The following is a 21,749-nucleotide window of genomic DNA, read 5'->3' as shown; positions in this document are numbered from 1 at the left end:
CATGAACTTCCCGGCAAGCGCTACTGAATACCGCCGCCCAGCGACTGCCACAGCGTGATGCGGTTTTCCAAGTCGGTTTGCTGCAGCGCAATCAGCGATTCCTGCGCCGACCACAGCGACCGCTGCGCGGTAAGCACCGTCAGATAATCCCCCGCGCCTGCCTTATAGCTGCGCGTTGCCACGTCCAGCGTTTTTTGCTCCGCCGCGACGTATTCGCGCTGGGCGTCGAGCTGCTCGCTCAGGGTTTCTCGTCGCGCCAGCGCGTCGGCCACGTCCTTAAACGCGCTCTGGATGGCTTTCTCATAGGTGGCGATCAGCCCCTTCTTCTCCGCTTCCGCGTAGCGCAGCTGCGCCAGGTTGTTCCCGCCGCTAAACAGCGGCAGGGTGATGGACGGCGCAAACGACCAGACCTTCATCCCGTGGCTGAACAGGGAGGAGAGCGAATCGCTGCCGACGCCCGCGCTGGCGGTGAGTGAAATGGTCGGAAAGAAGTTGGCGCGCGCCGCACCGATGTTGGCGTTGGCGCTCAGCAGGTTATGCTCGGCCTCCTGAATGTCCGGGCGGCGCAGCAGCGCGCTGGAGCTGACGCCCGCCGGGATCAGCGTGATGGCGTTATCGCTCAGGCTCTCCAGCGTGCCGGGCAGCAGGTTCTCCGGCACCGTATTGCCCGCCAGCAGATTAAGGGCGTTTTTGTCCTGCATCACCAGCGTCCGGTAGCTCGCCACGCTGGCGCGCGCCTGCTGATACACCGCCATCGCTTCACTGACGTCCGTCGCCGCCGCCACGCCCACTTCCTGCTGGCGCTTCACAATCTTCAGCGAGTTCGCGGCGCTCTCCATCGTGGATTTCGCCAGCGCCAGGTTGCTGTTATCCGCCGCCAGCGTCACCCAGGCCGTGGTCAGCTCGCTGACCATCGTCAGGCGCGTGTTCTGCGCGGTGAACTCGCTGGCAAGCCAGGTTTCACGCGCGGCGCGGGAGAGGCTCTGGTTGCGGCCAAACAGATCCAGCTCGAAGCTGGAGACCGCGCCGTTGGCTTGGTCGCTTGTCGCGACGCCGCTTGCCAGCGTGCGGCTGCGGGTATGGCTCAGCTCCGCGTCCACCGTCGGGAACAGGGACGAGCGCGTTTCACTGTACTGGGCGCGGGCGGCGTCGATATCGGCAATCGCTTTTTGCACGTCGCGGTTGCTGTTAAGCGCCATCGTCACCACGCTTTTCAGCCGCGCATCGTTCATTACCTGCTGCCACTGGCTCACCACGGCGGTGGCTTCGCCGTGCGCGCCGGGCAAGGTTGCCGGGACGGGGGCGTCCGGGCGTTGATACGTTGGGTCTAACGACACACAGCCTGCGCTCAGCAGGGCTAACGCTAAAACAGATACACGAAACATTATGACCTCCGGTTCGCGTGTTTACCGGAGAACAGACGTTTCACCAGTACAAAGAATAAGGGAACGAAGAAGATCGCCAGCAGCGTCGCGGCCAGCGTTCCGCCGATAATGCCGGTACCAATCGCCACGCGGCTGTTTGCGCCTGCCCCGGTTGCCACGGCCAGCGGCGTAACCCCTGCGATAAACGCCAGCGAGGTCATGATGATCGGACGCAGGCGCGTCTGGGCGGCACGCAGGGCGGCACGCGTCAGAGAGTACCCTTCAGCGACTTTGGCTTCGGCAAACTCGACAATCAGGATCGCGTTCTTCGACGACAGGCCGATAGTGGTGAGCAGCGCCACCTGGAAGTAGACGTCGTTGTTCAGGCCGCGCAGGGAGGCGGCGACGGCCGCGCCTAGCACGCCAAGCGGGATCACCAGGATGACCGAAATCGGCACCGACCAGCTCTCATACAGCGCCGCCAGGCACAGGAACACGACCAGGATCGAGAGGGCATAGAGGCTCATCGCCTGACCGCTCGCCAGTTTTTCCTGCAACGACAAACCGCTCCACGCCCAGGTGCTGCCGGACGGCAGGCTGTTTGCCAGCTGCTCCATTTTGCCCATCGCCGTGCCGGAGCTGGCGCCGCTGGCGTTTTCGCCCTGTATTTCATACGCCGCCGAGCCGTTGTAGCGCACCAGGCTTTCCGGGCCATACTCCCAGCGGGTGGTGGCGAAGGCGGAGAACGGCGTCATGGTGCTGTCGCTGCCGCGCACAAACCATTTGTTGAGATCCGACGGTACGGCGCGGGTGTCGCTGTCGCCCTGGATGTAGACCTTTTTCACGCGGCCGCGGTCGATAAAATCGTTCACGTAGGTCCCGCCCCAGGCGCTGGAGAGGGTGTTGGTAACGTCGCTCAGGGACAGCCCCAGCGACACGGCCTTGTTGTTATCGATATCCACCTGAAGCTGCGGCATCTGCGGCAGATCGTTGGCGCGCACGGCGTGCAGCGAGCTGTCCTGATTGGCCTCGCCAATCAGCTGGTTACGCAGCTTCAGCAGCGCGTCGCGGTCGGTGCCGCCGCTTGCCATCAGCTCAAAGGTAAAGCCGTTGCTCTGGCCCAGGCCGTCCACCGCGGGCGGCGTCATGGCAAAGATTATCGCATCGCGGATGGTGCTCAGCTCCTGCGTGGCGCGCAGGGCGATGGCCTGCGCGGTATTCTCATCGCCTTTACGTTCGGACCAGTTTTTCAGGGAGACAAACGCCATCCCGGCGTTCTGGCCGCTGCCGCTGAAGCTGAAGCCTTCAATGGTGAAGATCACGTTGGTATTGGCTTTTTCTTTCGTGAGGAACCACTCGCGCACCTGGCGGCTGACTTCGGCGGTACGTACCGTCGTTGCGCCCGCTGGCAGGGTGTACTGCACCATGATTTCGCCCTGATCTTCCGTTGGCAGGAAGCTGCCCGGCAGCTTAAGCATGGCGAAGCCCATCGCGCCGCAGAGCAGGGCATAGATAACCAGCATGCCGCCGGAACGGCGCAGGGCGCGCAGCACCTTGTTCTGATAGCCGCGCTCTGTCCTGCTGTAGAAGCGGTTAAACGCGCCGAAGAAGCCCTTTTTGTGCGGTGCCGTGTGGCTCAGAATCGAGCCGCAGAGCGCGGGCGTCAGGGTCAACGCCACCACCACGGAGAGCAGCATCGCTGAAATGATGGTGACCGAGAACTGACGGTAAATCACCCCGGTGGAGCCGCCGAAGAAGGCCATCGGCAGAAATACCGCAGAGAGCACCAGCGCAATGGCGACCAGCGCGCCGGAGATTTCGCCCATCGATTTCTCAGTAGCTTCCCGGGCGGGCAGGCCTTCGTCGCGCATAATACGCTCGACGTTTTCCACCACCACGATGGCGTCATCCACCAAAAGCCCTATCGCCAGCACCATCGCAAACAGCGTCAGGGTATTGATGGAGTAGCCGAACAGCGCCAGCACGCCGAATGTGCCCAGCAGAACGACAGGCACCGCCAGCGCCGGGATCAGCGTCGCGCGGATGTTTTGCAGGAACAGGTACATCACCACCACCACGAGGATAATGGCTTCGAACAGGGTCTGAATTACGTCCTCAACGGAGATCTTGATGAACTCGGTGCTGTCTTTCGGGTAGGCCACGTCGTAGCCTTCCGGCATCGACTTTTTGAACTCGGCGATCTTGTCTTTTACCGCCGTCGCAGTGTTGAGCGCGTTCGCACCCGGTGAGAGCATGACCGCCATACCCGCAGCCGGGTGGCCGTTGAGCTTCGCGGTGGCGGTGTAATCTTCGCTGCCCATCTCCACGCGGGCAACGTCGCTGACGCGCACCACCGCGCCGCTGGACTGGCTCTTCACGATGATGTTTTTAAACTGATCGACCGTCTGCAGGCGCGACTGGGCGCGGACGGTGGCGGTCAGCTGCTGGGCGTTCGACGAGGGCAACGCGCCGATTTTACCGGCGGAAACCTGCACGTTCTGGGCTTCAATCGCGCTCTGCACGTCGGACGGCATCAGCGAGTAGGACGCCAGCTTCGCCGGGTCGAGCCAGATGCGCATGGCGTATTCCGCCCCGAACACCTGCAGGCTCCCGACACCCTCCACGCGCGCCAGCGGGTCCTGCATATTGCTCACCAGCCAGTCGGCGATATCCGAGCTGCTGGCGGTGTCGGTTTTGTCGTACACGCCCATGATCAGCAGGAAGTTGCTCTGCGATTTCTCGACGGTAATGCCGGACTGCTGCACCTCGGTCGGCAGGCGCGATTCCGCCTGCTGAACCTTGTTCTGCACCTGCACCTGGGCGGTGTCCGGATCGGTTCCCTGCTCGAAGGTGACGGTAATGCTCACCGACCCGTCCGAGCTGCTGGTGGAGGTGAAGTAGAGCAGGTTATCCAGCCCGGTGAGCTGCTGCTCGATCACCTGCGTCACGCTGTTTTCCAGCGTCTGCGCGGAGGCGCCGGTGTAGGTGGCGGAGATTTTGATCGACGGCGGGGCGACGTCCGGGTACTGCGCCACCGGCAGCGTGCGGATCGCCAGCATCCCGGCGAGCATGATAAGAATGGCGATAACCCAGGCAAACACCGGGCGACGCACGAAGAAGCGGGAAAACATCAGGCTTTTCCTCCCGCAGCTTTCATCTCTTCGGCTTTCACTTGCTGACCGGCGGTCACTTTGTCGGTGCCTTCCACAATCAGCTTATCGCCCGCCTTGAGGCCACTCAGCACCAGCCATTTGTCGCCGTAGGTGTCGCCCGTCTCCAGCTGACGCTGCTCAACCTTGCTGCTGGCATTCACCACCAGCGCGGTGGCGGTGCCTTTGGCGTCGCGGGTGATGCCCTGCTGCGGTGCCAGGATCGCGTCGTTCATGATGCCTTCATCCACCCTGGCGCGAACAAACATGCCCGGCAGGAGCTGATGCTGCGGGTTCGGGAAGACGGCGCGCAGCGTGACCGAGCCGGTTGATTCATCCACCGCCACTTCGGTTAACGCCAGACGGCCTTTCTCGCTGTAGGTGCTGCCGTCTTCGAGGATTAGCGACACGCTTAGCGTATCGCTATTGGTGGCGAGGGTTTGCCTGCGTAAACGCAGTAGATCGGCGCTGGAACGCGTGAGATCGACGTACATGCTGTCCAGTCCGCGAACGGTGGTGAGCGCGGTATCCTGCTGGGCGGTTACCAGCGCGCCGGGCGTGACGGAGGAGATGCCGATGCGTCCGGCAATCGGCGCGGTCACGGTGGTCCAGTTAAGGTTAATGCGCGCGCTCTCCTGCGCGGCCTTCTTTGACTCGACGCTGGCCTTGTCCTGCGCGCAGGTGGACTTCGCGTCCTCTGCGTCCTGGCGCGACACGCCGTCGTCTTTCACCAGCTGCGCATAGCGCTGGGCCTTCTGGCAGTCGGCTGCTACCAGCGCCTGCGCCTGCTTCAGCGCCGCGGCGGCTTCATCAAACGCCGCGCGGTAGCTGGAAGGGTCAATTTGATACAGCGCCTGCCCGGCCTTGACCGTATCGCCTTCGGTGAACAGGCGCTTCTGGATAATGCCGCCCACCTGCGGGCGCACTTCGGCGCTCATGGCTGCGGCGGTGCGGCCGGTCAATTCGCTGACGACGGAAACAGGCTGGCTCATGAGAGTGACAATCCCCACTTCCGGAAGAGGACGCTGGGGAGCAGATGTTTGCGCATTATCGCACCCGGTCAGGAGAAATAATGCCGCGATGGAGGTTGTTATGTTTTTCATAATCTTTTTCCAGGGTGAACGACGCCTGCCCCGTTAATGGCTTAACAGGGAGGAGGGCTATTTAAAGGCACAGCGATACCGCATCTCTGGCAGAGCCAGAAATGTAAAAAAGGGGAATTACTAATTCCCGCTAATTATTCATATGCGATTACTTCGCAGAGAAAAGCATATTTAAAATATCCTGATAAAGGGGTTCTAATTGTTCTGACGGGACTTTTAAGGGGGTTAATCGACGATAAATCGTCCCCTCAATCATCACGGCGGTAATCTCCACGCAGCAGCGAATATGCTCGTCGCTCAGGTGGGGAAACTGTTTTTTCAGGTGCTCGCAGGCGTTGGCGAACATGCGCGATTCGGCTTCGATCAGCATCGTCGCCACCTGCGGATTACGCGTGGCCTCCGCGGACATTTCCAGCATCAGCGCATCGTCATCTTCGTTGAGGGTCTGTCGCCAGGCGAGTGCCTGCGGCATCCCTTCTACCAGGGTTTTACCCTGCATCTCCTCAATGCGCGAGTCGATGATGCGGCGGATCATCTCTTCGATAATCGCGTCTTTGTTGCTGAAATAACGGTAAATTTGCCCGACGCTGAGCTTCGCCTCGCTGGCGATCTGCGACATGCTGGCGGCGTGAAACCCGCTGGCGCGAAAGCAGCGGCGCGCGGCGGTGATGATCTCGTCCTGGCGCAATTTTTGTCGTTCTTCCAGCTTTGTGCTCATCGTCGGCTACCGTGTAAAAGTGAGAATGATCGTTCTCATTATACGTTTTAGGTGCGTATTGGAAAGGCTTTTTTTATTTACATATTGAATGAATATTTCCTGGATTAAACAATGGAGGAAATAAGGAGTTTTTATGAAGGTTAAGCTGTGAGATATTCAGATTGCGCTGAAAATAAGGAGAACATTATGCAATTGAGCATTACTAAAAAAGTCACACCCGAAGAGAAAGAAGAGTTATTAACGGGGCTGAGAGCCTATAACGGGCAGTTTTTAGATCTGGCGAACTTCAGCGGGGATATTGGCGTTTACGTGCGGGACGAAAAAGGAATCATGCTCGGCGGGCTAGTTGGGGTGCGTAAAGGCGACTGGTTAAATATTGATTTTCTGTGGGTTAGCGATAGCGTGCGTGGTTCCGGCGTCGGCAGCGAGCTCATCACAACGGCAGAAGATGAAGCCCGACGCCAGGGCTGCAAGCACGCGCTGGTCGATACCGCCAGCTTCCAGGCACGCCCGTTCTATGAAAAGCAGGGCTACCGGCTACAGATGTCGCTGCAGGATTACCCCTATGCGGGCATGCAGCGCCACTATCTGGCAAAGGCGCTTTAACCGCCGATCCCGGTGCCGATTACGGCAAGCGCATGACGGACAATGATTTCCGGCGAGAGGGATTTTAGCCTCTCGTCATTGCGCATGCGTGAGAACGGCACCAGTACCAGGCTCAGTAATGTGGTAAACAGCAGCTCGGGTGCCAGCGCCTGATTCAGCTTCCCTTCCTGCTGCCAGCCTTTGAGGGTGGCGAGCGTCGCCTGATACTTCTCATCACCAAACCGCGCTTGCAGATGGGTGCGCAGGACCGGCATTTCGCCAATCACCTCCTGCATCCACAGCGGCGCAAACCAATGATACTGTTCCGCCAGCTCTGCCAGCACCTTTACCATTTCCGTCAGGGCGTTGACCGGAGAATCCCGGTTATCGGCGAAAATCGTTCCGATCCGCTCGCGTAACGGCAGGAAACGCTCCTCAATCATCGCATCCAGCAGTTGCTCTCGGGAGTTGAAGTAATAGTGCAGCATCGCGGGCGTGACGCCCGCCTCTTTGGCAATGGCGTTGAGTGAGGTATTGGCGATCCCCTGACGAGAAAAGAGGTTCAGGGCGATATCCAGCAGCTGTTCGCGGCTGGCGGTGACGCGTTTACCCCCGCGAGGGCGGCCCGGGCGGCGCGGTTCAGAATTGTCCTTTTGTGCTGGCATGGCCACAGTATCTCTTGATCTTATTCATCACTTCCACAAATATTAATTATACGATTAATTAATTTCAAGTGATGTCTTATGGAGTCTGACGTAATGGCTCAACCCGCGCAGAAAGCGCCGTCGATCAAGCTGCTGTTCAGCGCGCTGCTGCTAGTGATGCTGCTCTCCGCGCTGGATCAAACAATTGTCTCCACGGCGCTGCCGACCATTGTCGGCGAACTGGGCGGCCTGGATAAACTCTCCTGGGTGGTCACGGCCTATATCCTCAGTTCCACCATCGTGGTGCCGCTGTACGGAAAGTTTGGCGATCTGTTTGGGCGTAAAATCGTCCTGCAAATCGCCATTGTGCTGTTCCTCGTGGGTTCCGCGCTGTGCGGGCTGGCGCAAAACATGACCCAGCTGGTGCTGATGCGCGCCCTTCAGGGCCTGGGCGGCGGCGGCCTGATGGTCATCAGCATGGCCGCCGTGGCGGACGTAATCCCGCCTGCCGATCGCGGGCGCTATCAGGGGCTGTTTGGCGGCGTGTTTGGGCTGGCAACGGTCATCGGGCCGCTCATTGGCGGGTTTATCGTCCAGCACGCGTCCTGGCGCTGGATTTTCTACATCAATCTGCCGCTGGGGCTGTTTGCATTGCTGGTCATCGGCGCGGTATTCCACGGCAGCGCGCGGCGCAGCAAGCATGAGATTGACTATCTGGGGGCGATTTACCTCAGCATGGCGCTGCTTTGCATCATCCTGTTCACCACCGAAGGCGGGACCGTTCGTCAATGGAGCGACCCACAGCTGTGGTGCATTCTGGCTTTTGGCCTGACGGGCATTGCCGGGTTTATCTACGAGGAGCGGCTGGCGTGGGAGCCGATTATCCCACTGTCGTTGTTCCGCGACCGTAGCTTCCTGCTCTGCAGCCTGATTGGCTTTATCATCGGCATGTCGCTGTTTGGCTCGGTGACCTTCCTGCCGCTGTATTTGCAGGTGGTGAAAGACGCCACGCCAACGCAGGCCGGTTTGCAGCTCATACCGTTGATGGGCGGGCTGCTGCTGACCTCCATTATCAGCGGGCGCATTATTAGCCATACCGGGAGATACCGCCTGTTCCCGATCCTCGGCACCCTGCTCGGCGTGGTGGGGATGTTTTTACTGACGCGCATTTCGCTCACCTCCCCAACCTGGCAGCTGTATCTGTTCACCAGCGTGCTGGGCATGGGGCTGGGTCTGGTGATGCAGGTGCTGGTGCTGGCGGTACAGAACAGCGTCTCTGCCGAGCAATACGGGGTGGCGACCTCTGGCGTCACGCTGTTCCGCTCCATCGGCGGGGCGATCGGTGTTGCGCTGTTTGGCGCGGTGTTCACCCATGTTCTCCAGGCGGGGCTGATGGACAGATTGCCTGAAGGGGCAGAGCTGCCGCACGAGCTGAACCCGACCGCCATTCATCATCTGCCTGACGCCCTGAGGCTGGACTACCTTGATGCGTTCGGCTCGGCCATTCATGCGGTGTTCCTGCTGGCGGCGGGCATTATGGTGCTGGCGTTTGCGCTGTCATGGTTTTTACGCGAGGCGCCGCTGCGCCGGCAGGCGTGATGCCCATCGCCCGGTGGCGCTGTGCTTACCGGGCCTACAACATCTCCGCGCGTAGGCCGGGTAAGCGCAGCGCCACCCGGCAATAGGCCGCATATAACTTATCCTTCTTATTGATTCTTTTTCGGTTTTTATTTCACCGCCTCGTTGTCGATATAGTCACTACAACATTTAGCAAAAGGAACTGTCTTGTGAAACGTCGATTGGGTGCTCTGGTACTTGCTGGCCTGCTGCTGGCAGGATGCGATCAAAGTGGCAGCGATGCCAAACACATTAAAGTGGGCGTCATCAACGGCGCTGAACAGGACGTAGCGGAAGTTGCCAAAAAGGTGGCAAAAGAGAAATATGGCCTGGACGTGGAGCTGGTCGGCTTCAGCGGCTCGCTGTTGCCTAACGATGCCACCAACCAGGGGGAACTGGATGCTAACGTCTTCCAGCATCGCCCGTTCCTCGCTGAGGATAACAAGGCGCATAACTACAAGCTGGTGGCCGTGGCGAACACCTTTGTTTTTCCGATGGCCGGCTATTCCCGCAAAATCAAATCCGTCTCTGACCTGAAGGACGGGGCGACTATCGCCATTCCAAACGACCCGACCAACCTTGGCCGCGCGCTGTTGCTGCTGCAAAAGGAGAAGCTCATTACCCTGAAGCCGGGCACCGGGCTGCTGCCGACGGCGCTGGATATTACCGCCAACCCTAAACAGCTGAAAATTATGGAGCTGGAAGGGGCACAGCTGCCGCGCGTGCTGGACGACCCAAAAGTGGATGTCGCCATTATCAGCACCACCTATATTCAGCAAACCGGGCTGTCGCCGGTGCATGACAGCGTCTTTATTGAAGACAAAAACTCGCCGTACGTGAACATCGTAGTGACGCGCGAAGACAACAAAGACGCGGAGAACGTGAAGGAATTTATCCAGTCCTATCAGTCGCCTGAAGTGGCAAAAGCGGCTGAAACGATCTTTAACGGCGGGGCGGTGCCGGGCTGGTAAACGATCTGACGGAAAACGGGTGGCTTAAATTGGCCCGATTCCATCGGTAATCGCCCTTTAGCCCACAGCGCCAATAGTGACGGCTGGCTATCCTCCTTATCACACCCACCGGAGGATAGCCCATGAACATTACCCACATTCGCAACGCCACCCAGCTGATTACCTACGCCGGAAAACGTCTTTTAATCGACCCGATGCTGGCCCCGAAGGGGGCTTATCCGGGCTTTCCCGGCACGGCGTATGCCGAACGTCGTAACCCGACGGTCGAACTCCCCGTTGACGTCAACACGCTGCTGGACGCCGACGCGGTGATCGTCACCCATACCCATGACGATCACTGGGATCGCACCGCAGCGGAGCTGATCGCCAAAGATAAACCTATCTACGTGCAAAACGATCGTGACGCCGCGCTGCTGCGCAGCCAGGGATTCAGCAACCTGACGGTCATGGCCGACGCGACCTTCTTCGGCGATATTCAGATTACGAAAACCCACGGCGGGCAGCACGGCACCGATCGCGCTTACGCCGTGCCGGAGCTGGCGGAGCGTCTGGGCGAGGCCTGCGGCGTGGTGCTGCGTCATCCCGATGAGAAGACGCTTTATCTTGCCGGGGATACCATCTGGCGTGACGAAGTGGCGGCCGACCTGCAAAAGCACCAGCCGGACGTGGTGGTACTGAACGCTGGCTATGCCCACGTCATTGGTTTTGGGCCCATTATTATGGGGCAGGAGGATGTGCTCAACGTTCATTTCCTGCTGCCGCAGGCCAACATTGTGGCGATCCATATGGAGGCGATTAACCACTGCCTGTTGACCCGCAGCGCGCTGCGTGAGTACGTTGAAGCCAATCAGGTGAGTGACGCAGTGAGCATTCCCCAGGATGGCGAAACCGTTATATTCTGAGTGCGTTAAAGGGAAAGGAGGAACTGATGTCGCTAATCAACGTCGCGATTGTCGCGGTAGACGGGTTCAGCCCGTTCCACTACTCCGTTCCCTGCATTCTGTTTGGCGATTCGGTCTCCGGCGAAAAGCGCTTTAACGTGACGATCTGCGCCGAAACGCCGGGTTTTCTCACCTCAAAAGACGGATTTGCCCTCAACGCCACGCAGGATTTTACCGCCCTTGGTCAGGCCGATATTGTTGTCGTTCCCTACTGGCAGCACGTCCTTGAACGCCCGCCCCAGGCGCTGCTCGACAGCCTGGTGCAGGCGAGAGACAACGGCGCGGAAATCGTCGGGCTGTGTCTGGGGGCGTTTGTGCTGGCCTGGGCGGGGCTCCTCGACGGCAAACGTGCGGCCACCCACTGGGAGTTCGAGCATCAGTTCCAGTCCCTTTTCCCGCACGTTCAGCTGGATATCAATGCGCTCTACGTGGATGACGGCAATATCATCACCTCCGCCGGTACCGCGGCGGCGCTGGACTGCTGCCTGTATATCATTCGCCAGCGCTTTGGCAGCGTGGTCGCCAACCAGATTGCCCGTCGGATGATTGTTCCGCCCCACCGCGAGGGCGGGCAGGCGCAGTTCATCGCCCAGCCGGTACCCAAAGATACCCGCGACGGACGCATTAACTGCCTGATCGACTACCTGCAGCGGCACATCACCGAACCGCATAGCCTGGACTCGCTGGCGGAGGTGGTTTCGATGAGCCGCCGCACCCTGACCCGCCATTTTATTAAAGCCACGGGAATGAGCGTTGCCGACTGGCTTACCGCCGAACGCCTGCGGCGCAGCCAGATCCTGCTTGAAGCCGGAAATATGCCGATTGAGCGCGTGGCCGAGCTGGTGGGGTTTAATTCCGCCGTCACCTGGCGACAGCAGTTTAAGGCGCGTTTTGGGGTCAGTCCGGCGGAGTGGCGAAAGACGTTTCGTCTGCAGAACTAGCGTGAAAGTTCTGTAATAACGAAAGGTTAAGAAATTTGAGCATTCAGGAACCTACAGAAGCTAGTGGTTACAGTCCTTCACCAGTTTGCCGCCTTCAGGCAGAGGAAAAATAATGATTACTACAAGGGTAAAATTATTCTTGTTACTGGCCGCTGTTTGGATAGCAGGAATATTTGCCACGCTTTTATTTGGACGTTTGTTGATTGCCCTGGTCAGCTTCTTTTTCATCGGACAATTTGATTTTCCAATCAGTGATCTTGTTGAAGCTACTACCCTTGCCATTAGTGGAGGGATCCTCATTGGAGGAATACAGTGCGTTATGGCAAAGGAAAAGAACCGATCCGAAGACCCACCCCGGTAAGTTGGGTAGGAAGAGATTGTACTACCCCAGCCTCTCCACTCTCGGTTGCTGGCAACAATACCGGTGATGCGATGAATGATGCCAACCAGACGATGGCGTGACCCAATGCACCTTTGGGCGTACTTGCTGTTCTAATGATACTAAGCAGGGTGAGGAGCCTGATACAGGAGAGCATATAGCGGCAGAAGAAAATGTGTTGAGTACTAAGTCTCAACCAAACAAACCTGATGCCGATAATATAATTTCTTACCTGTCGAAGAACAGATAGGTACATTGAATGAGGTGGCAAAAAGGACTCATGAAATGATTTATGTATTATTAGGAATTGCACTTTTCGCTTTTGCAGTTGGAACGGCCGTGTTTCTTCGCTTTAGTAAAGTGACGGGAAGAAGCGTCCAGTCACCTTTTACCTCTATGTTTTTCTTTGATGCGCTCTTTTTTGGGCTGGGCAGTAAGCGAGACATGAATATCGCAGCATGTTCGTTTATTGTCTTTTTACTAAGCGTATGGGGATTAACTTATTTAAAATTAAGCGCACATTTTTGGGGGAGTCGAGAAAGCTATTTTGGTCTCGTGATCGCCGGGATTTTGTTTCTAATTATGCACTGTCGCTATTGCGCAAAAAATGTCGTTATCAAAAATGATGGGCTTGCACCCATGAGAGAATTGACCAGTCTCAGGTTGTCCAGCCTCACTAGCCCCTTTTTATGGTTAAGTCGGGCCGGGTATCTGGGTTTCTTTATTGGAATGATACGTTGAAGCAAATGTGGATAGAGAGAGCCTCAATCTCGACGTACTGCCAAACGAAATATCAATATCACGAAAGCGATTGTGGTAGTTATAGAAATGATGATTAATCCTCGAATAAAACTTTTCCTGTTACTGGTATTACTCTGGATGTCAGGCCTCTTTATCACTATGGCTGCAGGCCGTCTGCTAATTGCAGCGGCCTCGTATCTCTTCCTTAATGATTTTGATTTCAAGTGGAGCGACTTGATTACTGCGCTCAAAATCTCTGTAGGCGCAGGGTTCATCATTGGAGGGGGGCAGTCCCTGCAGGTGAAAGAGAAAAAATGAAGATTTCATTTTATTGGGCTTCAAAGGAAGAGAATGCGGCTTACCCCAGCCTCTCCACCCGCGTCTCCCCCTCAACCATCGATAGCTGATACAGCGAAAACGACCTCTGCTTCTCAATCAACTTTGCCAGCTCCGGCGAGTGGCTGGTGAGCCAGATCTGCGAGTAGCGGCTGGCCTCGGCAATTAAGCTCGCAAGGGCGGGCAGCATCTGCGGGTGCAGGCTGTTTTCCGGTTCGTTGAGTGCGATAAACGCCGGTGGGCGCGGGCTTAACAGCGCCACCGCCAGGCACAGAAAGCGCAGGGTGCCGTCGGAGAACTCCGCCGGTTCCAGCGGTCTGCTCAGCCCCTCGCGCTGCATCATCATGCGAAAACGTCCGCCGGTGTTGTCGCTGTAAAACACGCAGCCGGGGAAGGCCTGGTCAAGGATGCGCATCAGCAGCAGCTCGTCGCCGATCTCGACGATGGTCTGAAACGCGGCCGCCAGGTTGGCGCCGTCGCTGGCCAGCACCGGGGAGCGGAAGCCGACCTGCGGGGCGCGCATCGCCGAGCCAATTGATACAGAAAACTCATGATAAAAGCGCCAGTTACGCAGGGACTCACGCATCTGCGACACTTCCGGATAAAGATGCGGTTCGCCGAGCTGTCCGAACACCGATTCGTTCTCGTACAGCGTGCCGCTGTGGGTCACTTTCTCGTGATGCACGTTGTTCAGAAACACGGCCTGGTTCTTACGCTTCATCAGCTGTGACGAAGGCCGCCGGTGCTGGCCGCTCAGCCAGATGGACTCCTCTTTGATCACCGGGTCGAGCTGAAACTGCGAGGGATAGGGCAGCTTCTCCACAAACCCGACCTGCAGCTCGTATTCGTAGGTCTCTGTTTCCACCGCGAGGTTCATCCGCCGCAGCTGGTCGCTACGGGTTTTGCCTGCCCAGAACACCTTCAGAATGCCGCCCTCGTTTGCCAGCGCCTGGGAAAACTGCCCCTGCGCGGCGCTGTGCATCAGATGTATCGCCTTGTAGATATTCGATTTTCCGGTGCCGTTCGGCCCGAAGACGATATTAAGCTGCTCCAGCTCCAGCGACATCTCGCGGATGGAGCGGTAGTTTTGAATGTGCAGGGTGTTGATCACAGGCAGGCCCCTTTCGCAGAATAAGCCTGTATATAATTACAGTCTTTGAGATGAAATGCAAAAAAGAGACGACAGTGAGGATGTCGTCTAAACGGGGTACTGCTTTGGGCCTCTATGGGTCAATGGGGCCTTCGCATTTTTATGATCACTTGACTGCCAGACGCAGACCCAAATCATCAGGATAGGGATCAAAGTAGTTTTGCGTCATCAGATACCGGTCGGGGTATTCGGCCAGGTAGTGCTTCAGCAGCGTGATCGGGGCGAGAATAGGCAACTGTCCGTTGCGATAGTGCAGGATCACGTCGCGCAGTTCGCCGCGCTGGCGGGTGTTCAGCTGGTTACGGAAATACCCCTGGATATGCATCAGCACGTTGGTGTGATTCTTCCGCGAGGCGGGTTTTTTCAGGATGGTCATTAGTTTTTCCCGGTACGCCACGAAGAAGGCGTCCAGGTCTTCCCACTCGTGCAGCGAGGCAACGAACGGGCCGATTTCACGGTAGCCCGCCTGATGGTGCGCCAGCAGCTGCAATTTATAGCGGCTGTGGAAATCCAGCAGCCCACGTCGCGTGAGACCTTTAGCGCGCAGCGTGTTTAGCTCGTGCAGGGCAAATACCCGCTCGATAAAGTTTTCCCGCAGCACCGGGTCGTGCAGCCGACCGTCTTCCTCGACGGGCAGCCACGGGTAGGTTTCAAGAAGGGCGGCGGTGAACAGCCCGACGCCCTCCTTGCGGCCCCGGTTGCCGTTTTCATCGTACAGCCGCACGCGTTCCAGGCCGCAGCTTGGGGATTTTGCACAGACGATAAATCCCGACAGATCGCCGATTTTTGGCAGATAGTCCGCCGTGAACTCGGCCATTTTCTGCGTGAGGTCATCATGAGGCGGTTTGCTGAAACGGAGCTGCGTTTCGCCGCTGTCCGTCAGCGTCAGGCGTATGGCCGGGCGAGGGGTCGGCAGGCCGATGGCCATTTCAGGGCAGACGGGCCTGAAATTCACCCACTGGGCCAGCTCATCCATGACGAAGCCCATACGCTTGTGTCCGCCGTCAAAGCGAACGGCGGATCCGGTCAAACATCCGCTAATACCGAGCACAGGTTTCGTTGTCATGGTGTAGTCCTCCCGTTCATATAATTAAAACTTACACAACATGACTAATTTGTCCAAGTATTAGCGGAACTATTTTTTTTATTCCTTTAAAATCAACGCGTCTTAACTGCCCTTGTAGGTCGAGTAACCGTACTGGCTCAGCAGAAGCGGAATGTGCAGCTTCTCGTTGGTGCGGGTCACGGTAAACAGCACCGGGATCTCCGGGAAGAAGGAGTCCAGCTTTTTGCCGTGGAAGTACTCTGCGGTTTTGAAGGTCACTTTATACACGCCAGGCTGCATGTCCTGATCCTGCGGATAGAGCGATTTGATGCGGCCGTCGTGGTCGGTTTTGCCGTTGGCAATCGGGGTCCATTTGTCCTGCTGCTGTTTCTCCAGCGTAACGGTCACGTCCGATGGCGGCATCCCGGTTTGCTGGTCGAGAATGTGGACGCTCAGCGTGCCGGCAGGGGCGCTAAAGGCGGCAGGGGCAAAGGCCATCGAGGCCAGGATCAGCAGAGGGGCAGTTTTTTTCATGGTGTTTTCCTGTTGAGTTATTCGTCACAGGAAAACGTTAGCATCTGCGGCGCGGGAAAATATTCAACTTTTCGTGAAGATTCCCGCAGGAGAAAATTATCAGAGGATAATCACTTCAAGCGATACCTGCTGCTGCCACTGCTCCACCTGTTTTTTCCGCCCGGCGGTGAGTTTGCCGCTGATGACCAGAAGCCATTTGCGCTCCGGGAAAATTTCCGGTGCCAGCGCGTCAGGCGGAACCGGCAGGATGTCGATTCGGTGGCCCTGCCCGGTGCGCGTTAAGGCTTCGAGCCAGATCTCGCACGGGTCGTTCAGGTGCCAGCCGCTGAGCAGAATGTTATCGCCCGGCGCTTTTTTATCGCCTTCGAGGCAAAACGAGGTGTAGGCGATGATGATGCCGTCGAGGATCGCACGCAGGGTCATGGCGGCGGCGACGTTGGCCGAGACCTGGCTGCGCAGCGGGCGCAGCACGTTCGCGACCAGCTCCGGCCTAGGGTATTCGCGTCCGGCGTCGTAAATCATCTGGCGCAGGGACTCGACCTTGCCGTCCTGCAGGCGTTGCAGCATGTTCTGCTGCAGGGTTTGCCAGTTGTTGGTCCGACCCGGCGTCGGGCGCTCCAGCAGAGGTTTGACCTGGCCGATCGGGACGCCTTTTTTGACCCAGTCGAGAATTTTTAGCGCCTGCTGGACGTCCTCGTCGCTGTACTGGCGGTGGCCGCCTTCCGTGCGCTGTGGCTTGAGTAAACCATAGCGACGCTGCCACGCCCGCAGGGTGGTGGCGGTGATGCCGCTGAGTCTGGCGAATTCGCCGATGGAGTAAGCCATGTCCGTGTCCAGAGTGGAGGAATACTCTCAATATACTACGAATTTTCCCGAACGGGATGAAGCGCCGAAACGGTGCACTACACTTAACATCCAACCGCGCAAATGAAAGGAATTCTCATGAAGCTATGGCCCGTTGTGACCGGTGTTGCGATTGCTTTGACGCTGGTCGCCTGTAAATCCCCCACGCCGCCGAAAGGCGTGCAGCCTATTACCAACTTCGAAGCCAGCCGCTATCTCGGCAAATGGTACGAAGTCGCCCGTCTGGAAAACCGCTTCGAACGCGGGCTGGAGCAGGTGACGGCGACCTACGGCGAGCGCAGCGACGGCGGTATTAGCGTGCTCAACCGGGGCTACGATCCGGTGAAGAACAAGTGGAACGAGAGCGAAGGCAAAGCGTACTTTACCGGCGAGCCAACCACCGCCGCGCTTAAGGTGTCCTTCTTCGGCCCGTTCTACGGCGGCTATAACGTGATCAGGCTGGACGATAAGTACCAGTACGCCCTGGTCAGCGGCCCGAACCGCGATTACCTGTGGATCCTGTCGCGCACGCCAACCATTCCGGATGCGGTGAAGCAGGATTACCTGAACACCGCGCGCAGTCTGGGCTTCCGGGTTGACCAGCTGGTGTGGGTGAAGCAGTAGCCCCTACTGGTAGGAAAACGTAATGCTGGCCAGCGCGTTGGCCGAGCCGGGGACCAGTTCGCCGGTTCTGATGTACTGCGCCTGGAACGGCAGCGTGAGCGTCTGCGCCGCCGTGGTGCTCTGGATAAAGAACTGGCCGGTTGCGCCCGCAGCCGAGCTGTCCGGCCCCATCGTCAGCGGCCCGCTGCCGTTGTAGAAAAACTGCACCCCAACGCCGGACGCCGTTGAGTCTCCGGTCAGGGTCACCACCGACGAGGTGTTCGACGGCGTGGTCTGATCGGTCATCACCGCGTGAACCGCCACGTTCGCGTCGCAGGTCAGGCCGACGGTAAACGTTCCCGATGGTGACGTGCTTCCCACCGTGGGCAGAGTGCGAATATCAATGGTGCCCAGCGCCACGCTGGCGTTTTTGCTGCCAACCGTACACCCGCTGGCGGTCACCGTGATGGTGGTCGGGCTGATGATGACCTGCGCCGTTTTCGTTTCGTTGTTATAGGCGGTGAGCACCGCGGCGTTGATGGTCGGGATGTTATAGACGCCGGATTTCAGGGCGGCACCGGTTTTAATAAAGGTGACCTTTGCAGACCAGCCCAGATCCTGAGCAAACCCGCTGGTGCCCTCTGCCGGGTAGCTTTGCGTGATACCGGTTTGCAGGGGAATGTATTTTGTTCCCTTAAAATCCTTCAGCCCGATGATATACCCCACGCCCGGTACGCCGGTCTCAAAAACGGTGTAGTTCACCCCGTCGACGGTGACCGTCGCACCGCTCGTGATGGCGCTGCTGCTGGGCTGCAGCGTGCCTTTGTTGCAGGTAAAAACAATCCCGCACCAGAACACCTGCTGCACGCTGGCGGTGGCGCTCCAGGTCGAGCCGATAATGCTGCCCGGCACCACGGAATCCGCCGGCCCGCTGTAGGTCATCGGCTGAGGGGAGAGCGTAATGTCCGATTTCCAGTCCAGAGCCTGCACGCTGGCGCAGAAAAGAAATCCGCTGAGAAGAAACGCTAAACGCATCATAGATACTCCGTTGTCCAGGTGGCGAGGGCTGACACATCGCCGGCGCTCACGGGTGCGCCAGTGGCAACCAGCTGCGCATAGAAGGTCATCTGTACGCTGTCATCTCCCGCGGTTCCGTATGCGGTGGTCTTTGTATTCAGGGGAATGAGTACGCTCTCTTTATCGAGGATCTGCACCGCCACGCCGGTAGCGCCACCGTCAGCAATCTTCAGCAGCTGCGGGTTGGCATCATCCGGCGTACCGCTGAAGCGGATTTTTACGCCAGCAAAGGTTGGCCCGCACGCTTCAAGCCTGAGCGTAAAGGGCGTTTTGATATTGCTGACGGCTCCGGCACGGCTGAACTGTTTAATACCAATGGTGCCCAGAGGCACGTTTTGCACCTCAGCGCCCTCTGCAACCACGCAGGTGTTGCCAATCACATTGCCGGTGACGGAGACCAGCACGTCATACCCGCGAACGGGGAGAGCGAAAACCAGCAGTGCGATGCAGCCGATCCGGAACGTTACTGACATACCACCTCCTGAGAATAGAGACCGGTGCGGGCGTTATAGTTCTGCTTGTTTAAGGCGTAGGTAATGGCGCAGCGCTGGCGGCTGCCGCGGCCCCACACGGCGTTCAGCGTGCCCTTCTCTGACAAACCGGAGAGATACAGGCTGCCGCCATCGCCGACGATGCCGCTGGTTTTGTCATCATCGAGCGAGACCAGCGTGCCGAAGGGGAGCACGTCGTTGCCGTGACGCACGATAAACATCGCTTTAGCCCCCTGGTGCGTGATGAAGGTGGCGCGAACCAGGGCGCCATCGGTAGGCGTTTTGTTGGCGATGGCGTTTTCCAGCTCCACGTCATTGCCGGCGGTCGTCACGTCCAGCGCGACCTGGTTGACGCGATACGGCGTGGCGTACGGGATCACCGCGTAGCCCCGGCTGTCCGTTTTGATGCCCTTATGGTTAAGCACGGCGACGTTGCTGGCTCCCGGCGCTTTTACCAGAATGTTGGTGTTCCCGAGCGGCTGGCTCAGCGTCAGGCCATCTTCATGCACTACCGCGCCGCCGCTGATGCCGTAGCTGAGGTTGCGGGAGTCGCTGGCGTAGCTGTAGCCCAGGTTGTAGTCTCCCCACGCGCCTTCGTACTGCAGGGTGGCATCGCCGCCGTAGTGCTGTCGGGAGCTGTAGCGCTGGTTGACGCTGTAGAACAGATTCTCCTCACCCGGCAGGTAGCCGCTCACGCCCGTGCTGGTGGTGGTGCCGGTGGAGTCCGCATGGGTCGTGGTAAAGCGCGCGCGGGTCGACAGCGTCGGGTTGCCCAGCGGGACCGAAATTGACATCGACAGGATGTTATCTTTCTTGTCGTCATACAGGCTCGAGCTTCGCTGGACGCTGACGCCAAGCGACACGTTGCGAAACGTGGCGTTCCACGCAAACTGCAGGCTTTGCGTGGTATTTGACGTGTTCCAGTAGGTCTGCTGATCCCATGACAGTGACAGCGAGCCGTATTGTCCCATCGGCTGCGACAGCAGCAGCTGGTTTTTTGCCTTGCGCGACATGCGCAGGTTGTACACGGTGTCGTATTGGGTGGTGACGGTGCCATCGTCTTCCACCGTCTGCTTTGGCGATCCGCCCGACATGCCTTTGTACGTGGTGTCGCTGAGGGTATAAAACCCTTTCGTGGAGTAGCGCAGCGAGAAGAAGTTAACCCGCGTGCCAATGTCGTTCAGCAGCTTGCTGTAGCGCAGGCGCACCGAATCACCGGTATAGTGCCGATCGTCCGCCAGCTGGCTGCGGGCGTGGGTCAGGTCGATGGAGTAGGCGCCAAAGCGGCCGAGGTTTTGCCCAAACCCGAGGGCCAGGCCGTTATAGCGATCGGCAAACTGCGCCCCGCCGTAAAACGTCAGGCCGTATCGCCAGCCGTAGAACAGCTCGCCCTGCGCGAAAGAGGGCGCATCCTGATTGCCCGTCGGACGGTATTTCCCGGCGCCCAGGGCATATTTCACCTGTCCGTTACGCACCAGGTTCGGCACGCTCGCAAAGGGAAGCGTGTATTGCGTTTTGCTGCCGTCGTTCTCCTGAATGGTGACCGCCAGATCGCCTCCCGAGGAGGTCGGGTAGAGATCTTTCAGCACAAACGCCCCCGGCGGGACGGAGGTTTGATAGATGATGTTGCCGTTCTGACGAACCGTGACCGTGGCGTTGCTGCGCGCGATGCCCCGGACTTCAGGCGCATAGCCGCTGAGGCTTGCGGGCAGCATGTTGTCATCGGTTTTCAGGGCGATACCGCGCAGGCCCACGGAGTCGAACACCTGCGCCGAGGTGTACGTTTCCCCGGCATACACCTGCGCGCGCAGGGCGTGAATATCGCGCTGCAGCCAGGTCTGCACGTGGGTAAGCTCATTGCTGTCTTTGGTCCACGTGGTGAAATCACGCAGCCGCCACGCGCCCAGGTTGACGCCGCTGTTGAGGCTCGCAAACAGCTGCTGTTCCCGCGTGCGCGTCTCGCCGCGATACTCATTGTTCGAGCCATTGACCACGTAATTCAGCCACGCGGCAGGAATGCCCGCCTCCCAGCTTTCCGGGCTGACGTACCCGCGCGGCAAATTTCGCATCGCACTTTGCGGTACGGTGAAGCTCAGGGTGAGCGTCTTCTGGTCCAGATCAAACTGCGTATCCGCAAACGCCTTCGTTAAGAAAATGCAGCGCTGCGCCAGCGGCAGCGCTCCGCCCTTCGCCTGATGGCTATCGATGCCCAGCGCGTCGAATTGCTCAGGCGTGAGGCAGGGCAGCGCTTCACCCGTGCTGTCCTCAGCAAGGCGGAACGTGACGTTACCCGTGAACGCATAATTCGTATTGATATACACGTTGAGGTTGTAATCACCCGGCGGCAACGCGCTCCCGGCGTTGACCCAGGCGAGATCGGCGCTGTTTGCGCTCTCGCCGTTGAGGAACGCGGGGTTAAATTGCAGCTCGCTTTCAGCAGCCACGGCTTGCCGAATCACCAGGGAGATCACCGTGGCGCACAGGATTTTTATTTTCACGTGGTCACGCCTTACTGTT

General features: G+C 58.5%; 21 protein-coding genes. 9 read left to right on the top strand and 12 right to left on the bottom strand.

Annotation, left to right across the window (positions count from 1 at the left end; translation table 11 throughout):
- Window positions 1–20: 20 nt before the first annotated feature.
- The 4 genes from DEO48_RS18310 to DEO48_RS18295 form a co-directional block, all read right to left on the bottom strand.
- On the bottom strand, window positions 21–1,385 hold the full coding sequence (locus DEO48_RS18310) for an efflux transporter outer membrane subunit (protein WP_109845925.1): 1,365 nt from the start codon (window positions 1,383–1,385) through the stop codon (window positions 21–23).
- On the bottom strand, window positions 1,385–4,495 hold the full coding sequence (locus DEO48_RS18305) for an efflux RND transporter permease subunit (RefSeq protein ID WP_109845924.1): 3,111 nt from the start codon (window positions 4,493–4,495) through the stop codon (window positions 1,385–1,387). Before DEO48_RS18305 ends, DEO48_RS18310 begins: the two co-directional genes overlap by 1 nt.
- Complete coding sequence (locus DEO48_RS18300) at window positions 4,495–5,616, bottom strand: efflux RND transporter periplasmic adaptor subunit (protein WP_109845923.1); 1,122 nt, start codon at window positions 5,614–5,616, stop codon at window positions 4,495–4,497. Before DEO48_RS18300 ends, DEO48_RS18305 begins: the two co-directional genes overlap by 1 nt.
- 148 nt (window positions 5,617–5,764) lie before the next feature.
- Window positions 5,765–6,334 (bottom strand): TetR/AcrR family transcriptional regulator, encoded by a 570-nt coding sequence (locus DEO48_RS18295; RefSeq protein ID WP_029740765.1) that lies wholly within the window; start codon window positions 6,332–6,334, stop codon window positions 5,765–5,767.
- Between the two features lie 186 nt (window positions 6,335–6,520).
- Here DEO48_RS18295 and DEO48_RS18290 point away from each other — a divergent pair, with 186 nt between their 5' ends.
- Window positions 6,521–6,940 (top strand): GNAT family N-acetyltransferase, encoded by a 420-nt coding sequence (locus DEO48_RS18290; RefSeq protein ID WP_109845922.1) that lies wholly within the window; start codon window positions 6,521–6,523, stop codon window positions 6,938–6,940.
- On the opposite strand, the gene DEO48_RS18285 is transcribed toward DEO48_RS18290, so the two are convergent.
- Window positions 6,937–7,584 (bottom strand): TetR/AcrR family transcriptional regulator, encoded by a 648-nt coding sequence (locus DEO48_RS18285; RefSeq protein WP_109845921.1) that lies wholly within the window; start codon window positions 7,582–7,584, stop codon window positions 6,937–6,939. The two genes, DEO48_RS18290 and DEO48_RS18285, sit on opposite strands and share 4 nt — an antisense overlap.
- Before the next feature lie 93 nt (window positions 7,585–7,677).
- On the opposite strand from DEO48_RS18285, the gene DEO48_RS18280 reads away from it, so the two are divergent.
- The 7 genes from DEO48_RS18280 to DEO48_RS18250 all read left to right on the top strand — a co-directional run bounded on the left by DEO48_RS18280 (window position 7,678) and on the right by DEO48_RS18250 (window position 13,471).
- A complete protein-coding gene (locus DEO48_RS18280; RefSeq protein ID WP_181367028.1) occupies window positions 7,678–9,162 on the top strand; it encodes an MDR family MFS transporter in 1,485 nt (494 codons plus the stop codon).
- Between the two features lie 188 nt (window positions 9,163–9,350).
- Entirely contained in the window at window positions 9,351–10,151 is an 801-nt protein-coding gene (gene nlpA, locus DEO48_RS18275; RefSeq protein ID WP_048981417.1) for a lipoprotein NlpA, read from the top strand.
- Between the two features lie 122 nt (window positions 10,152–10,273).
- A complete protein-coding gene (locus DEO48_RS18270; RefSeq protein ID WP_109845919.1) occupies window positions 10,274–11,053 on the top strand; it encodes an MBL fold metallo-hydrolase in 780 nt (259 codons plus the stop codon).
- 26 nt (window positions 11,054–11,079) lie between these two features.
- Window positions 11,080–12,033, top strand: a complete 954-nt coding sequence (locus DEO48_RS18265) for a GlxA family transcriptional regulator (RefSeq protein WP_109845918.1) — start codon at window positions 11,080–11,082, stop codon at window positions 12,031–12,033.
- Window positions 12,034–12,145: 112 nt separating this feature from the next.
- Window positions 12,146–12,394, top strand: coding sequence for a hypothetical protein (locus tag DEO48_RS18260; protein WP_029740772.1), 249 nt, complete (start codon window positions 12,146–12,148; stop codon window positions 12,392–12,394).
- 303 nt (window positions 12,395–12,697) lie between these two features.
- The gene (locus DEO48_RS18255; RefSeq protein ID WP_059446496.1) at window positions 12,698–13,153 is read left to right on the top strand and encodes a hypothetical protein; all 456 of its coding nucleotides are present in this window, start codon (window positions 12,698–12,700) and stop codon (window positions 13,151–13,153) included.
- An 87-nt stretch (window positions 13,154–13,240) separates the two neighbouring features.
- Entirely contained in the window at window positions 13,241–13,471 is a 231-nt protein-coding gene (locus DEO48_RS18250; protein ID WP_126786511.1) for a hypothetical protein, read from the top strand.
- Between the two features lie 40 nt (window positions 13,472–13,511).
- Here DEO48_RS18250 and DEO48_RS18245 read toward each other — a convergent pair whose 3' ends face one another.
- From DEO48_RS18245 to DEO48_RS18230, 4 genes are all read right to left on the bottom strand, one after another.
- Window positions 13,512–14,600 carry an AAA family ATPase gene (locus DEO48_RS18245; protein WP_109845917.1) on the bottom strand — a complete coding sequence of 363 codons (1,089 nt, stop codon included), beginning with the start codon at window positions 14,598–14,600 and terminating at the stop codon, window positions 13,512–13,514.
- 145 nt (window positions 14,601–14,745) lie between these two features.
- Complete coding sequence (locus tag DEO48_RS18240; RefSeq protein WP_047173159.1) at window positions 14,746–15,705, bottom strand: DUF523 and DUF1722 domain-containing protein; 960 nt, start codon at window positions 15,703–15,705, stop codon at window positions 14,746–14,748.
- 102 nt (window positions 15,706–15,807) lie between these two features.
- On the bottom strand, window positions 15,808–16,218 hold the full coding sequence (uraH, locus tag DEO48_RS18235; protein ID WP_023309856.1) for a hydroxyisourate hydrolase: 411 nt from the start codon (window positions 16,216–16,218) through the stop codon (window positions 15,808–15,810).
- Between the two features lie 99 nt (window positions 16,219–16,317).
- Window positions 16,318–17,043, bottom strand: a complete 726-nt coding sequence (locus DEO48_RS18230; protein ID WP_063409833.1) for a MerR family transcriptional regulator — start codon at window positions 17,041–17,043, stop codon at window positions 16,318–16,320.
- A 117-nt stretch (window positions 17,044–17,160) separates the two neighbouring features.
- Here DEO48_RS18230 and DEO48_RS18225 point away from each other — a divergent pair, with 117 nt between their 5' ends.
- Complete coding sequence (locus DEO48_RS18225; RefSeq protein ID WP_109845916.1) at window positions 17,161–17,685, top strand: lipocalin family protein; 525 nt, start codon at window positions 17,161–17,163, stop codon at window positions 17,683–17,685.
- Between the two features lie 3 nt (window positions 17,686–17,688).
- On the opposite strand, the gene DEO48_RS18220 is transcribed toward DEO48_RS18225, so the two are convergent.
- Genes DEO48_RS18220 through DEO48_RS18210 form a run of 3 tightly spaced genes read right to left on the bottom strand, consistent with a single transcriptional unit; the run spans window position 17,689 to window position 21,730 of the window.
- Window positions 17,689–18,699 carry a fimbrial protein gene (locus DEO48_RS18220; RefSeq protein ID WP_109845947.1) on the bottom strand — a complete coding sequence of 337 codons (1,011 nt, stop codon included), beginning with the start codon at window positions 18,697–18,699 and terminating at the stop codon, window positions 17,689–17,691.
- Window positions 18,699–19,214, bottom strand: coding sequence for a fimbrial protein (locus tag DEO48_RS18215; protein WP_109845915.1), 516 nt, complete (start codon window positions 19,212–19,214; stop codon window positions 18,699–18,701). Before DEO48_RS18215 ends, DEO48_RS18220 begins: the two co-directional genes overlap by 1 nt.
- On the bottom strand, window positions 19,205–21,730 hold the full coding sequence (locus DEO48_RS18210; RefSeq protein ID WP_109845914.1) for a fimbria/pilus outer membrane usher protein: 2,526 nt from the start codon (window positions 21,728–21,730) through the stop codon (window positions 19,205–19,207). The genes DEO48_RS18215 and DEO48_RS18210 overlap by 10 nt, the downstream gene beginning before the upstream one ends.
- Window positions 21,731–21,749: the final 19 nt, after the last annotated feature.

Origin of the sequence: Enterobacter sp. CGMCC 5087 (assembly GCF_003144775.1) — a bacterium.
Lineage (GTDB): Bacteria > Pseudomonadota > Gammaproteobacteria > Enterobacterales > Enterobacteriaceae > Enterobacter > Enterobacter cloacae_M.
Note: the sequence above shows the minus strand (reverse complement) of the source record. Positions and strands in the feature narration are given on the sequence as shown.

Excerpts from the sequence above, each read along its gene's own strand:
- DEO48_RS18295 (WP_029740765.1), bottom strand. The coding sequence starts at position 6,334 with ATGAGCACAAAGCTGGAAGAACGACAAAAATTGCGCCAGGACGAGATC.
- DEO48_RS18250 (WP_126786511.1), top strand. The coding sequence starts at position 13,241 with ATGATGATTAATCCTCGAATAAAACTTTTCCTGTTACTGGTATTACTC.
- DEO48_RS18260 (WP_029740772.1), top strand. The coding sequence starts at position 12,146 with ATGATTACTACAAGGGTAAAATTATTCTTGTTACTGGCCGCTGTTTGG.
- DEO48_RS18310 (WP_109845925.1), bottom strand. The coding sequence starts at position 1,385 with ATGTTTCGTGTATCTGTTTTAGCGTTAGCCCTGCTGAGCGCAGGCTGT.
- DEO48_RS18300 (WP_109845923.1), bottom strand. The coding sequence starts at position 5,616 with ATGAAAAACATAACAACCTCCATCGCGGCATTATTTCTCCTGACCGGG.
- uraH (WP_023309856.1), bottom strand. The coding sequence starts at position 16,218 with ATGAAAAAAACTGCCCCTCTGCTGATCCTGGCCTCGATGGCCTTTGCC.
- DEO48_RS18220 (WP_109845947.1), bottom strand. The coding sequence starts at position 18,699 with ATGCGTTTAGCGTTTCTTCTCAGCGGATTTCTTTTCTGCGCCAGCGTG.
- DEO48_RS18240 (WP_047173159.1), bottom strand. The coding sequence starts at position 15,705 with ATGACAACGAAACCTGTGCTCGGTATTAGCGGATGTTTGACCGGATCC.
- DEO48_RS18230 (WP_063409833.1), bottom strand. The coding sequence starts at position 17,043 with ATGGCTTACTCCATCGGCGAATTCGCCAGACTCAGCGGCATCACCGCC.
- DEO48_RS18255 (WP_059446496.1), top strand. The coding sequence starts at position 12,698 with ATGATTTATGTATTATTAGGAATTGCACTTTTCGCTTTTGCAGTTGGA.
- DEO48_RS18225 (WP_109845916.1), top strand. The coding sequence starts at position 17,161 with ATGAAGCTATGGCCCGTTGTGACCGGTGTTGCGATTGCTTTGACGCTG.
- DEO48_RS18290 (WP_109845922.1), top strand. The coding sequence starts at position 6,521 with ATGCAATTGAGCATTACTAAAAAAGTCACACCCGAAGAGAAAGAAGAG.
- DEO48_RS18270 (WP_109845919.1), top strand. The coding sequence starts at position 10,274 with ATGAACATTACCCACATTCGCAACGCCACCCAGCTGATTACCTACGCC.
- DEO48_RS18305 (WP_109845924.1), bottom strand. The coding sequence starts at position 4,495 with ATGTTTTCCCGCTTCTTCGTGCGTCGCCCGGTGTTTGCCTGGGTTATC.
- DEO48_RS18285 (WP_109845921.1), bottom strand. The coding sequence starts at position 7,584 with ATGCCAGCACAAAAGGACAATTCTGAACCGCGCCGCCCGGGCCGCCCT.
- DEO48_RS18280 (WP_181367028.1), top strand. The coding sequence starts at position 7,678 with ATGGCTCAACCCGCGCAGAAAGCGCCGTCGATCAAGCTGCTGTTCAGC.
- DEO48_RS18265 (WP_109845918.1), top strand. The coding sequence starts at position 11,080 with ATGTCGCTAATCAACGTCGCGATTGTCGCGGTAGACGGGTTCAGCCCG.
- DEO48_RS18215 (WP_109845915.1), bottom strand. The coding sequence starts at position 19,214 with ATGTCAGTAACGTTCCGGATCGGCTGCATCGCACTGCTGGTTTTCGCT.